Raw genomic sequence first — 12,041 nt, 5'->3', positions numbered from 1 at the left:
AGGGTCTTGATGGCGTTGCCGATGCCGGCGCAGTTGACGTTGATCCGCAGCGTGCCCATCGACTCCGCGGCGTCCAGCGCCTTGCCGACGGCGGCCTCGTCGGTGACGTCGGCCTCGACGAAACGTGCGCGATCGCCCAGCTCACGGACCGCTTCCTCGCCGCGCAGGTCGATCACCACCACCTGGGCGCCGCGGTCGAGCAGCCGCTTGGTGGTGGCCAGGCCCAGGCCTGACGCTCCCCCGGTGACGACGGCAACAGCGTCTTTGATCTCCATCCGAGTCCTTCCTGATTCGCTCGAGTCCAGCCAACTGGTTGGTTGGGACTATACCCATTCGTTGAGGACCGCTTCGGCGTCGGTCACGGGCGCCGCGGGGCGCGGCGTCTCCGGCACGGTGCGGGAGAACCGCGGCGCCGGCAGCGGCTGCAGTCCGCCGTCGACCTCATAGAACGTGCTGCGCTCGGTGATGTGCGGCTCGGTCTGCACCTCCCCGAAGGCCAGGACGGGCGTCACGCACGCGTCGGAGTCGGCGAACACCTTGGCCCAGTGGTCGCGGTCCTGACTCGCGAACTTCTCGGTCAGCAGGGCCCGCAGTTCGGGCCAGCGGCCTACGTCGTTCTGGCCGGGCAGGTCGGCGCCGTCCAGGCCGAGTCCGGCCAGCATGGCGGCGTAGAACTGCGGTTCGATGGCGCCGACCGCGACGTAGCGGCCGTCGGCGCATTCGTAGGTGTCGTAGTAGGGGGCGCCGCCGTCGAGGAGGTTGGTGCCGCGCGCGTCGGTCCACATCCCGGCGGCACGCATCTGCCACATCATCTGGATCAGCACGCTCGAGCCGTCCACCATCGCGGCGTCGACGACCTGCCCCTTGCCGGAGGTCTGCCGCTCCCACAAGGCGGACAGGATGCCGAGCAGCAGGAACATCGAGCCGCCGCCGAAGTCACCGACCAGGTTCAGCGGCGGGACGGGCCGCTCGTTCGCCCGGCCGATGGAATGCAGGATGCCGTTCAGCGAGATGTAGTTGATGTCGTGGCCCGCCTGCTGGCTGCGCGGGCCGGTCTGGCCCCAGCCGGTCATCCGGGCGTAGACCAGCCTGTCGTTGACCTCGGCGCAGTCCTCGGGGCCCAGGCCGAGCCGCTCGGTGACGCCCGGGCGATAGCCCTCGATCAGCACGTCGGCTTTGGAGATCAGTTTGAGGACCAGCCCGCGCCCTTCGTCGGACTTCAGGTCGGCAGTCACTACCCGCCGGTTGCGCATCATGGCGTCCTTGGCGACTCCCCCGGGACCCGAGGAGGGGCGATCGATGCGCACGACGTCGGCGCCCAGGTCCCCCAGGATCATCGCGGCGTGCGGCCCGGGCCCGATGCCTGCCAACTCGACAACACGCAGTCCGTTCAACGGTCCAGCCACGATCCACCGACCTTTCGTCCGCTCTGACGCCCCTTGACCGTTCGCAACCAAACAACCGGTCGTTCTGCATCTTCGCAGCCGTGCCGCAGGCCCGCGCAAGCCGGTCACTTATGGTGAGCCGATGACTACATCGGCGATCGCCACCCTGACACCCGTCGCGGGCCTTGACGTCACGCTGTCCGACGGCGTGCTGTCGGTGACCATCAACCGACCCGACAGCCTGAATTCGCTGACCGTTCCGGTGATCACGGGAATCGCGGACGCGATGGAGTACGCAGCCACCGACGCCGAGGTCAAGGTCGTGCGGCTGGGCGGCGCCGGGCGGGGCTTCAGCTCCGGTGCGGGCATCAGCGCCGACGACGTCTCGGACGGCGGCGGCGTCCCGCCGGACGAGATCATTCTCGAGATCAACCGGCTGGTGCGCGGGATCGCCGCGCTGCCGCACCCGGTGGTCGCGGTGGTCCAGGGACCCGCGGCGGGCGTCGGCGTCTCCATAGCCCTTGCGTGTGACGTCGTATTGGCTTCGGAGAACGCGTTTTTCATGCTCGCCTTCACCAAGATCGGCTTGATGCCCGACGGCGGCGCGTCGGCGTTGGTGGCGGCCGCGATCGGCCGGATCAGGGCCATGCAGATGGCGCTGCTTCCGGAGCGGCTGACCGCCGCCGAGGCGTTGTCGTGGGGCCTGATCACTGCGGTCTATCCGGCCGGCGACTTCGATGCCGAGGTGGACAAGGTGATCGCCCGGTTGTTGAGCGGCCCGGCGGTGGCCTTCGCCAAAACCAAGCTGGCGATCAACGCCGCCACGCTGACCGAGTTGGACCCCGCCCTGCAGCGTGAGTTCGACGGACAGTCCGTGCTGCTGAAATCCGCCGACTTCGTCGAGGGCGCAACCGCCTTCCAGCAACGGCGCACCGCCAATTTCACCGACCGCTGAAAGTGTTGCGGTGATCGGCCGCAACGCTTAATCCCGCTGCGATGCGGTAATCCTCCTCGTCAGACCAACTGACGAACGGCGGAGGATCGATGCCCGAACAGGTGCGGTGCCTGGTCACCGGAGCGACCGGCTACATCGGCGGACGCCTCGTGCCCCGACTACTCGACGAGGGCCACCAGGTTCGGGCCTTGGCGCGCAATCCCGACAAGCTTGCGCAGGTGCCGTGGCGGCAACAGGCCGAGGTCGCGCGCGGTGACCTCGGCGACGTCGAGTCGCTGATCGCCGCGTTTGACGGCATCGATGTGGTCTATTACCTCGTCCACTCGATGGGTACCTCGAAGGATTTCGCCGCTGAGGAAACCCGCGCCGCCCGCAACGTCGCGACGGCCGCCCGGCGTGCCGGGGTGCGACGGATGGTGTACCTGAGTGGCCTGCATCCCGAAAACAGCGATCTCTCACCGCATCTCGCGTCACGCAAGGCCGTCGGGGATGCGCTGATCGGTTCCGGCATCGAGACGGTGGTGTTGCAGGCCGGGGTGGTTATCGGCTCGGGGTCGGCGTCGTTCGAGATGATCCGGCACCTCACCGACCGGTTGCCGTTGATGACCACACCGAAATGGGTGCACAACAAGATCCAGCCGATCGCGGTGCGCGACGTGCTGTACTACTTGGCCGCGGCGGCTTCTCTTTCGAAGGCCCCGGTCCCGGAGTCGCGCACCTGGGACATCGGCGGACCCGACGTGTTGGAGTACGGCGACATGATGCGGGTGTACGCCGACGTGGCGGGCCTGGGCAAGCGCTACCTCGTCGTGCTGCCGTTTCTGACCCCCGCGATCGCCAGCCTCTGGGTGGGGACGGTGACCCCGATCCCGCCCGGATTGGCGCGCCCGCTCGTCGAATCGCTGGAATGCGACGCCGTGATGCGCAATTCCGACATCGACAGCATCATCAAACCGCCGCCGGACGGCCTGACCGGCTACCGGCCGGCCGTCGAACTCGCGCTCGCCCGGGCCGCGCGTGGCCGCCCCGAACCCACCTGGTCATCCTTGCTGTCCGCACCGGCCGAGGCGCTGCCCACCGACCCGGACTGGGCGGGCGAGATCGTCTACACCGCAGTGCATACCACCGCGACCGCCGCCGAACCCGGGGACGTCTGGGCGGCGGCGGAGCGCGTCCTGAACTCGCCGGCGGCCGGCTGGAAGGTCGAAGAACGCACGGCGGGCACGATGTTGCGGCTGCGCTCCACCAAGCGTGCCCCGGGACGCGAGTGGCTCGAGGTTTCGGTGACCGGCCAAGATGGTCGTGGCGCCCGCTACACCCAGCGGTCCACCTTTCTGCCGAGGGGCATACCGGGGCGGTTGTACTGGTTCTTCGCTCGGCCCGCCCGCAGCGCCGCGATGCGGGCTTTGGCCCGCGACGTCGTCGCGGCCGCGGATGGTGAGGTCAGACGCCGAACATCGGGGGCAGCACGAGAACCATGATCAGCCCCCACACCAAATGGGTGAGCATCGGCGCCAGGACACCGCCGGTGGCCCGGCGCTCGAACGCGCACACCGTCCCCAAAATGATCGCGGCGAAGCCGAGCATCGGGTTGCCGCTGGCCAGCGTCGCGCACGTATAGAGGACGGTCGAGATCACCACGGGGTGATATCGGCCCAGCGCGGTATAGAGCGCGCCGCGAAAGAAGACTTCCTCGGCGACGCCGTTGATCAGCGTGATGGCCACGATCACCGGATACCACCCGTGGTGGGCGAAGAGCAGCACCCGAGTTATCAACTCCGACACGGGTGTGATCTGCCGGACGATCAGCCCGCCTACCACGAAAGCCGCACCGAGCAGGAAGCCAACCCCGGTGCCGGTGATGACCGGTCGCTGGTTTCGGCCGCGCCAACAGATTCCGCCGAGGTGCAGCGGACCGGAGACCAGCGCTCCGGCGGTCCACACCGCCGCCAGCACCAGCGTCAGCCAGTAAAAGCTTGCATCCCCTGGATGGCGCCGCAGCGAGAACCCGAGCACACCGGCCCCGACGACCACCGTGATGGCCACCATGACCCGTCGGCGACGTACCACGCGCGGCGATTCATTGTGGGGCACAGCGACATTGGTGATCGCACGGCGCAGTTCCGTGAAGACGCCGGTTTGTTGCTGAGTCGTCGACTGGGTCATGCAGGACGCACCTTCGGGGTCAGGGCGATCAGAATGTCGAGGCCGGTGCGCACGGCTCCGGCCACCGGACCGGGAACCCTGTTCACCAGCCCCAGGGTCGGCCGCACGACGGACGGGGTAACTCGCCGGGCGAGACGGCGGATGCGCAGCGCATCGCCGCCGGCCCAGGCGGGATCGGTGTTGGCGAGGTGATGTGGATCGGCCAGCGCGTTGACGGGACGCGGCCGGTGCGTGGACTGACCGGCCAGGGCCAGGGCAATGGACTCGTCGATGCCGAGCAGGCCGCCGGGCGGGTCGGGAACGCGATCACGCAGCCCGCTGGCGGAAGCCACCATCGGGTGGTCCAGCGATTCCACGAGATCGCCCGCCAGTCCTGGGGGCACCGGCAGAGCGACGCCGGTAATCAGCGACGCCAGCGTGGTGTCGATCCTGCCGACCGGCAGCCCGGTGTGCCAGCGTCCGGAGACGCGCGAGTACGCCTTGAGCAGGTCCCGGTAGGACGTGGTGTCCGGGCCGGCTATGTCGTACGCCCCGGCGGGCACCAGGTCGCGATCGGCGGCGGCGACCAGATAGTGCAGGACGTCGCGGATCGATATCGGGTCGATCGGGTTGTCCATCCAGCTCGGGATCGGGATCAGCGGAAAACGGTCGCCGACGTAGCGCATCATCTCGAACGACGTCGAGCCGGCGCCGATGATGATCGCCGCCCCCAGCCACACCAGCTCCGGGCCGTCCGGGATGGTGAGCGCCTCGGCCACCTCGGCCCGGCTGGTCAAGTGCTCGGACAGGTCTTCGTCCGCGGGCACGAAGCCGCCCAGGTAGACGATGCGTTGCACCCCGGCGTCGCGAGCCGCCGCCGCGAAGTTCGCCGCGGCGGTCTTGTCGGCGTCGCGAAATCCGGGCTGCCCGATCGCGTGCACGAGGTAATACGCCACGTCAACGGGACCGCAAATGGCGAACGCGGAGGCAAGCGTTTCGGGGTCGGCGGCGTCCAACCTCACCGGCGTCACGTCGTTGAACCAGCCGAAACGCCTGAGGCGCCCCGGGTTTCGCGTCGCCGCCGCTACCTGGTGCTGATCGTCCAGCAGCGCGGTGACCAGGCGTGATCCCACATAACCGGTGGCACCGGTGACCAGAGCCCGCATACCCCGACCCTAGCGGCCCGGCACTGCGGCGGGCATGTGAACCGGCGGCACGGCGTCGCCGTCACCCCGACATGCAGGCAAGCGGAGGGTTGGCCGGCACGACGGGCGTTTCGCGAACAGATCCGTCGATTGCCGGCGTTGCGATGAAGTTTCCACCCATCCCCTATACCCAAACTGAAGTCGTCCCCGCGCTGACCGTCGCGGGCGATCCGCCGGCGACGGAGCTGGTGCTGCCGGGCTGGTCGGGCTGGTCGGGCTGGTCGGGCTGGTCGGGCTGGTAAAGACTGTAGCCATGTATTACCTGCTGGTGCTGGCGGTCGGACTCGAACGCGTCGCGGAGCTGGTGGTCTCCACCCGCAACGCGCGCTGGTCGTTCACCCAGGGCGCCAAGGAGTTCGGCCGATCCCACTACCCGGTCATGGTGGTGATTCACACCGGGTTACTGGTGGGCTGTCTCGTCGAACCGTGGGCGCTGCACCGGCCGTTCATCGCATGGCTGGGCTGGCCGATGTTGGCGGCGGTAGTGGCCAGCCAGGCATTGCGCTGGTGGTGCATCACGACGCTGGGCCGGCGGTGGAACACCCGGGTGATCGTTCTGCCGCGGTCACCATTGGTGCGTCAGGGCCCCTACCGGTGGCTGCACCATCCGAATTACGTTGCAGTGGTGGCTGAGGGTTTGGCGTTGCCGTTGGTGCATACGGCCTGGCTGACGGCCGCCGTCTTCACGCTGGCCAACGCCGCGCTGCTGCGGGTGCGGCTGCGGGTGGAGAACTCCGCGTTGGGTTACACGTGACCGACTACGATGCGGACCTGCTGATCGTCGGCGGTGGCCCGGGAGGGCTGGCCACGGCGTTACACGCTCGCCGGCACGGACTTTCGGTGATCGTTGCCGAGCCGCGGGACAGCCCCATCGACAAGGCGTGTGGCGAGGGGTTGATGCCCGGCGGGCTCGCCGAACTGACCTCGCTGGGTGTGGATCCCGTCGGCATGCCGTTTCACGGGATCGCATACGTGAGTGAGCGGCGGCGGGCCCAGGCACGCTTTCGCGGCGGCCCGGGCCGCGGCGTGCGTCGCACCACATTGCATGCGGCGCTGGCCGCCCGGGCCAAAGAGCAGGACACGGACTGGATCCGCACGCGGGTGACGAGCGTGGCGCAAGACGCCCACGGCGTCTCGGCCGCCGGTGTGCGCGCGAAATGGTTGGTGGGGGCCGACGGGCTGCATTCACAGGTGCGGCGCGCCGCGGGCATTGCGGTGACGGCCGGGACGCGGCGCCGCTACGGGGTGCGGTGGCACTACCGGGTGCCGGCCTGGTCGGATTTCGTCGAGGTGTATTGGTCGCGCTGGGGTGAGGCGTACGTGACGCCGGTCGAACCCGATTTGGTCGGTGTGGCGATCCTGTCGCGTGGCCGGCCCGACCCGGCTTGGTTCCCGCGGCTGGCCCGCCAGCTGCGCGGCGCCGGCACGGGACACCCCCGCGGCTGCGGCCCCTTGCGCCAGGTGGTCTCCCGCCGGGTCGCGGGGCGCATACTGCTGGTCGGGGACGCGGCCGGCTACGAGGACGCGCTCACCGGCGAGGGCATCAGCCTGGCGCTCAAGCAGGCCGCCGCGGCGGTCGACGCCATCGTCAACGAGACGCCTACGTCCTACGAGCAGGCGTGGCGCCGGATCACCCGTGATTACCGGCTGCTCACCCGCGCGCTGGTGCTGGCCAGCGCGCCGCGCGCCATGCGGCGCGCCGTCGTGCCGACCTGCACGCTGCTACCTGCGGTGTTCGGCCGCGGCGTCAACATCCTGGCGGGCTAGCGCGCCTGCCAGACCGGCTCCCGCTTCTCGGCGAACGCGCGCGGTCCCTCTTTGGCGTCCTCGGACCTGAGCAGCGCCTTCATCTCGCGCATGGTGCGCTCCCATCCCGGTTCGTCACCCACCACGACGCCGTCGTCGACGCCGTAGGCGACCCGCTTGCTGGCCTGCACGGACAGCGGCGCGTTGACGGTGATCCGCGCGGCCAGCGCCAGCGCGGCGTCCAGCACCGAGCCTTGCGCGACGACCTCGTTGATCAGGCCCCATTCGCAGGCGGCCGCCGCGCTGAGCGGTTCGCCGGTCAACAGCAGCCGCATCGCCACCTTGCGCGGCAGTTGCTCGGCGATGCGAAATACGCCGCCGGCGGCGGCGATCAATCCCCGCTTGACCTCGGGGAGGCCGAACTGCGCCCCCTCGTCGGCCACCACCAGGTCGCTGGCCAGCGCCAGCTCGGTGCCACCGCCGAAGGCGGTGCCGTTGACCGCGGCGATGGTGGGCTTGTCGATGAAGTGGTGGACGTATCCGGCGAAGCCCCACTCGGGATGATCGGGGTGATAGATGTTCTCCCGGCGGGCGATCGCCTTGAGATCGGCGCCGGCGCAGAACGATTTGTCCCCCGCGCCGGTGACCACCACCGCGCGCACTTCGGGGTCGTGCTGCGCCTCTTCGAGCGCATCCCCGAGGCCGATGCTGACGGCGGCGTTCACCGCGTTGCGGGCTTCGGGGCGGTTGATGGTTATCACCATCACGTTGCCCCGGCGCTCGGCTAGGGCCCCTGCCGCCTCCGTCACAACAGTTCCACAATGGTGGCGTTGGCCTGGCCGCCGCCCTCGCACATGGTCTGCAAACCGTACTGAATTCCCTTGTCCCGCATGTGGTACAGCAGGGTGGTCATGATCCGGGCACCGGATCCGCCCAGCGGGTGCCCCAACGCGATGGCGCCGCCATTGGGGTTGAGCTTCTCCTCGTCGGCGCCGATGTCCTTGAGCCAGGCCAGCGGAACAGGCGCGAACGCCTCGTTGACCTCGTAGGCACCGATGTCGTCGATGGACAGGCCGGAACGCTTGAGCACCTTCTGGGTCGCCGGGATGGGCGCCGTCAGCATGATGACCGGGTCCGCACCGGCCAGGGCCGCGGTGTGCACCTTGGCGATCGGCTTGAGCCCCAGCTCTTTGGCCTTCTCGGCGGACATGAACAGGATCGCCGCCGAGCCGTCGGAGATCTGCGACGAGTTGCCGGCGTGAATCACGCCGTCTTCCTTGAACGCCGGCTTCAGCGAAGCCATCTTCTCCATCGGCGTGCCGCGGCGGATGCCCTCGTCCTTGAGCACCACGTTGCCATCCTGATCCTTGATGCCCACGATCTGGTCATCGAAGGCGCCGGCATCCTGTGCGGCAGCGGCCTTTTCGTGAGAGTCGAGAGAGAACTGGTCGAGCGCGGTGCGATCGAAGCCCCACTGCTCGGCGATCATCTCGGCGCCGATGCCCTGGTTGGGGATCTGCCCTTCATAGCGGTCCAGGAAGGCCTGCGGATACGGGCGCCCGCCGTTGGCCAGCGATGCGCCCATCGGGGTCCGCGACATCGACTCGACACCACCGGCGACGACGACGTCGTAGTGCCCGGCGATCACGCCGGCGGCCGCGAAGTGGATGGACTGCTGGCTCGAGCCGCACTGGCGGTCGACGGTCACACCCGGGACGGTCTCGGGCCAGCCGGCCGTGAGCAGTGCGGTGCGGCCGATGTCGAGGGCCTGTTCACCGGCCTGCATGACGCAACCCCAGATGACGTCGTCGACCAGGCCCGGGTCGACGCCGGCCTTGTCGACCAGGCCGTTGAGCACCTGTGCGGACAGATCCGCCGCGTGTACGCCGGACAACCCGCCGTTGCGCTTGCCGATCGGTGAACGCACTGCCTCGACGATGACGGCTTCAGCCATGGTCTTGTCTCCTTTGACATGTGGACTTCGAAAAGAGTGGAGTCTTGCCGTTGATTGTCAACCAAGGGGTTGGGCGGGTGAAGCCCGGGGTGCCGCGGGGTGTTCGGTCCCCCGCACCGCGGAGCCACGGGGTTCGCGGCGAACCAGAAGTTTGTTCGCCCATCACACGCGGATGTCACCATAATGGTGGCGGAGACCGCGTCATCCGCAGTCGGTACCGCTGGGAGCGTCGCGGGTCCTCGGACAGATGGGACTGCCGTGAAGCGGCTCAACGGCATGGATGCGATGCTGCTGTACAGCGAGACGCCGAACCTGCATACGCACACCTTGAAGATCGCGATCGTCGACGACGCCGACTTCACCTTCGACGTCTTTCGCCGCACCCTGCTGCGCCGACTGCATCTGCTAGACCCGTTGCGCTACAAGCTTGTTGACATTCCGTGGCGACTCCACCATCCGATGTGGCTGCAGAACTGCGACGTCGACCTCGACTACCATCTGCGGCGAGTCGAGGTGCCCGCCGCCGGCGGTCGACGGGAACTCGACACAGTGATCGGAGACATCGCCAGCACGCCGCTGGATCGCAGCCGCCCGCTGTGGGAGTTCCACATCGCCGAAGGCATGGCCGGTCACCGGCTGGCCATCATCGGCAAGATCCACCACGCGTTGGCCGATGGCGTCGCGTCCGCGAACCTGCTGACCCGAATCATGGATGCCGACGGCACGGTGCAGGACGAACGCGACAACGACACCGGCTGCGCGCCGCCGTCGACGGCGGAGCTACTTCGCGCCGCGGGGCGTGACCATGTGCAGCAGGCCGCCGCGCTGCCCGGGGTTGTCACCGAAGAGCTTTCTGGCGCGCTGCGATTGCGACGGCGGGCCCGCGAACGCGGCAAGCATCCCGATCTGGCCCGGCTGCTGCACGCGCCGGCGACATTCATGAACCATGTCGTCTCGCCGGGGAGAACGTTTGCGACCACGACCCTCTCGCTGCCGCAGGTGAAACAGGTGAGCAAGCACTTAGGGATCACGATCAACGACCTGGTGATGGCGATGACGGCCGGCGCGTTACGAGAGTTGTTGCTGCGTTATGACGGTCGTGCCGATGCGCCCATCGTCGCTTCCGTTCCGGCGAGCACGGACCGGTCGGCGCACCGGATCAGCGGCAACGAACTCGGCGGGATGGCGGTGTCGCTGCCCACGCACATCGGCGATCCGCTGGAGCGGGTGCGGCTGACGTCGGTGGCCACCACGATCGCCAAGGAAAACAATGAGCTGTTCGGTCCCGAGCTGTATGGCAAGTTGATCAGTTATCTACCGTCGACCGCCGCTCCAGCCGCCTTCAAGTGGCTAGCCCGACGCGACGCGAAGAACAGATTGTTCAACCTCCCGGTTTCCAACGTGGCGGGGCCGCGCACCCGTGGCCGTCTGGCGGGCGCTCCGGTCAGCGAAATTTACTCGGCCGGTCCGCTGATCGCCGCATGCGGCTTGAACGTCACGGTGTGGAGTTACGTGGATCAACTCAACATCTCCGTCATTGCCGACGACCAAACCGTCGAGGATCCACACGAAGTCACCGCAGCCGTGGTCCACGCATTTTCCGAGATCAGCACCGCCGCAGGGCTTTCCGGAGAGCCGGCGATGGTCGACAGCGCGATGCCCCCGGTCACGCTCAAACCCTGAGCTCGCAGGGCGTTATCCCAGCACGGGAAAGCGCCGCTTGCGGGCCAGGCCGTCGAGGGCGGTCTGCATCACGGAACGGACCTGCGCGTCGACGTCGGTGACGTCTGGTGTGTCGCCGAATTGGGCGGCAAGGTCGATCGGTTTCAGCACCTCGGTGACGATCTTGGTCGGCAGCGGCAGGTTGGGCGGCATGATCATGCTGAGCCCGAATGGGAAGCCCACGGTGATGGGAAGAATGTCGGACCGCCACCGCGACAGACCCAGGCGCTTCGCCAGCCACGTGCCGCGCGTAAGAAACAGCTGGCTTTCCTGCCCACCGATGGAGACCGCCGGCACGATCGGCACCTGTGCCTCGATCGCTGACCTGACGTATCCCGTGCGGCCGTTGAAGTCGATGACGTTCTCCGCCAACGTCGGCCGATAGGCGTCATAAATCCCGCCCGGGAACACCAGCACCACACCGCCGGACCGCAGCGCCCGCGCGGTGTTATTCGAGGTGGCACGAATGACGCCGAGGCGGGTCAACCATTCCGACATCGGACCGACGAACATCCCGTCATGGCCGAGCGTGTACAGCGGGCGCTGATAGCCGAACTTGCGGTAGAAGGCGGCGGCGAAGATCAGCACGTCGGGCGTGAGCATGCCGCCCGAATGGTTGCCCACGATCAGGGCTCCCCCACTGGGCGGCAACGATTCCAGCCCACGAACCTCGAAGCGAAACCAGCGCCGTGCCAGCGGTTCTGCCGCGGTGACCAGGCGTTCGGTAAAGCCTGGATCCCACGCTCCGACTTCGTGCGGACTCACGAAATCGGGGTGAATTCGAGGTGCAACTCAGACAGTCCCCGCATCTGCCAGGTCGGGTCGTAGGTGTAGCGCCGGGCGTCCGATGGGCCGTGCGGAGGGGCGAATCTCGTTGAACCGCATACTCGACCGGATGGCGGACATCGCTATCACGGAAGCCAAGCACG

The 12,041-nt window shown here is 68.2% G+C and carries 13 protein-coding genes; 6 read left to right on the top strand and 7 right to left on the bottom strand.

Going from position 1 to position 12,041, the window contains the following annotated elements; translation table 11 throughout:
• Together A5652_RS14550 and A5652_RS14545 are read right to left on the bottom strand one after the other, a co-directional pair.
• Positions 1-275: SDR family NAD(P)-dependent oxidoreductase (locus tag A5652_RS14550; protein ID WP_156745347.1), on the bottom strand; the 275-nt coding region annotated here is incomplete at its 3' end.
• A 48-nt stretch (positions 276-323) separates the two neighbouring features.
• Complete coding sequence (locus tag A5652_RS14545) at positions 324-1,406, bottom strand: CaiB/BaiF CoA-transferase family protein (protein WP_067352410.1); 1,083 nt, start codon at positions 1,404-1,406, stop codon at positions 324-326.
• 121 nt (positions 1,407-1,527) lie between these two features.
• Between A5652_RS14545 and A5652_RS14540 the strand changes: the two genes are divergently transcribed.
• Together A5652_RS14540 and A5652_RS14535 are read left to right on the top strand one after the other, a co-directional pair.
• The gene (locus tag A5652_RS14540) at positions 1,528-2,340 is read left to right on the top strand and encodes an enoyl-CoA hydratase (protein WP_067352406.1); all 813 of its coding nucleotides are present in this window, start codon (positions 1,528-1,530) and stop codon (positions 2,338-2,340) included.
• Between the two features lie 89 nt (positions 2,341-2,429).
• Positions 2,430-3,821 carry a DUF2867 domain-containing protein gene (locus A5652_RS14535; protein WP_067352401.1) on the top strand — a complete coding sequence of 464 codons (1,392 nt, stop codon included), beginning with the start codon at positions 2,430-2,432 and terminating at the stop codon, positions 3,819-3,821.
• Here A5652_RS14535 and A5652_RS14530 read toward each other — a convergent pair.
• On the bottom strand, positions 3,784-4,506 hold the full coding sequence (locus A5652_RS14530) for a CPBP family intramembrane glutamic endopeptidase (RefSeq protein WP_067352397.1): 723 nt from the start codon (positions 4,504-4,506) through the stop codon (positions 3,784-3,786). The genes A5652_RS14535 and A5652_RS14530 overlap by 38 nt on opposite strands.
• Positions 4,503-5,651 (bottom strand): NAD(P)H-binding protein, encoded by a 1,149-nt coding sequence (locus A5652_RS14525; RefSeq protein WP_067352393.1) that lies wholly within the window; start codon positions 5,649-5,651, stop codon positions 4,503-4,505. Before A5652_RS14525 ends, A5652_RS14530 begins: the two co-directional genes overlap by 4 nt.
• A 143-nt stretch (positions 5,652-5,794) precedes the next feature.
• Between A5652_RS14525 and A5652_RS27635 the strand changes: the two genes are divergently transcribed.
• From A5652_RS27635 to A5652_RS14515, 3 genes are read left to right on the top strand one after another with little or no spacing between them, the layout of a single operon-like run.
• On the top strand, positions 5,795-5,932 hold the full coding sequence (locus tag A5652_RS27635) for a hypothetical protein (RefSeq protein ID WP_156745346.1): 138 nt from the start codon (positions 5,795-5,797) through the stop codon (positions 5,930-5,932).
• 11 nt (positions 5,933-5,943) lie between these two features.
• A complete protein-coding gene (locus tag A5652_RS14520) occupies positions 5,944-6,444 on the top strand; it encodes an isoprenylcysteine carboxyl methyltransferase family protein (RefSeq protein WP_067352388.1) in 501 nt (166 codons plus the stop codon).
• Positions 6,441-7,457, top strand: coding sequence for an NAD(P)/FAD-dependent oxidoreductase (locus tag A5652_RS14515; RefSeq protein ID WP_067352384.1), 1,017 nt, complete (start codon positions 6,441-6,443; stop codon positions 7,455-7,457). The genes A5652_RS14520 and A5652_RS14515 overlap by 4 nt, the downstream gene beginning before the upstream one ends.
• Here A5652_RS14515 and A5652_RS14510 read toward each other — a convergent pair.
• Both A5652_RS14510 and A5652_RS14505 read right to left on the bottom strand, forming a co-directional pair.
• Positions 7,454-8,245 carry a crotonase/enoyl-CoA hydratase family protein gene (locus A5652_RS14510; protein WP_067352381.1) on the bottom strand — a complete coding sequence of 264 codons (792 nt, stop codon included), beginning with the start codon at positions 8,243-8,245 and terminating at the stop codon, positions 7,454-7,456. The two genes, A5652_RS14515 and A5652_RS14510, sit on opposite strands and share 4 nt — an antisense overlap.
• Positions 8,242-9,390 (bottom strand): thiolase family protein, encoded by a 1,149-nt coding sequence (locus A5652_RS14505; RefSeq protein ID WP_067352377.1) that lies wholly within the window; start codon positions 9,388-9,390, stop codon positions 8,242-8,244. The genes A5652_RS14510 and A5652_RS14505 overlap by 4 nt, the downstream gene beginning before the upstream one ends.
• A gap of 258 nt (positions 9,391-9,648) precedes the next feature.
• Here A5652_RS14505 and A5652_RS14500 point away from each other — a divergent pair, with 258 nt between their 5' ends.
• Positions 9,649-11,073, top strand: coding sequence for a wax ester/triacylglycerol synthase family O-acyltransferase (locus A5652_RS14500; RefSeq protein ID WP_067352373.1), 1,425 nt, complete (start codon positions 9,649-9,651; stop codon positions 11,071-11,073).
• 12 nt (positions 11,074-11,085) lie between these two features.
• On the opposite strand, the gene A5652_RS14495 is transcribed toward A5652_RS14500, so the two are convergent.
• Complete coding sequence (locus A5652_RS14495; RefSeq protein ID WP_082983903.1) at positions 11,086-11,877, bottom strand: lysophospholipid acyltransferase family protein; 792 nt, start codon at positions 11,875-11,877, stop codon at positions 11,086-11,088.
• Positions 11,878-12,041: the final 164 nt, after the last annotated feature.

It is taken from the genome of Mycobacterium sp. 1165178.9, assembly GCF_001673555.1.
GTDB lineage: Bacteria > Actinomycetota > Actinomycetes > Mycobacteriales > Mycobacteriaceae > Mycobacterium.
This window is presented reverse-complemented; position numbering and strand designations above follow the sequence as displayed.

Bases quoted from the DNA above. Each gene is read 5' to 3' on its own strand.
- A5652_RS14540 (WP_067352406.1), top strand. From the start codon at position 1,528: ATGACTACATCGGCGATCGCCACCCTGACACCCGTCGCGGGCCTTGAC.
- A5652_RS14535 (WP_067352401.1), top strand. From the start codon at position 2,430: ATGCCCGAACAGGTGCGGTGCCTGGTCACCGGAGCGACCGGCTACATC.
- A5652_RS14530 (WP_067352397.1), bottom strand. From the start codon at position 4,506: ATGACCCAGTCGACGACTCAGCAACAAACCGGCGTCTTCACGGAACTG.
- A5652_RS14525 (WP_067352393.1), bottom strand. From the start codon at position 5,651: ATGCGGGCTCTGGTCACCGGTGCCACCGGTTATGTGGGATCACGCCTG.
- A5652_RS27635 (WP_156745346.1), top strand. From the start codon at position 5,795: ATGAAGTTTCCACCCATCCCCTATACCCAAACTGAAGTCGTCCCCGCG.
- A5652_RS14520 (WP_067352388.1), top strand. From the start codon at position 5,944: ATGTATTACCTGCTGGTGCTGGCGGTCGGACTCGAACGCGTCGCGGAG.
- A5652_RS14505 (WP_067352377.1), bottom strand. From the start codon at position 9,390: ATGGCTGAAGCCGTCATCGTCGAGGCAGTGCGTTCACCGATCGGCAAG.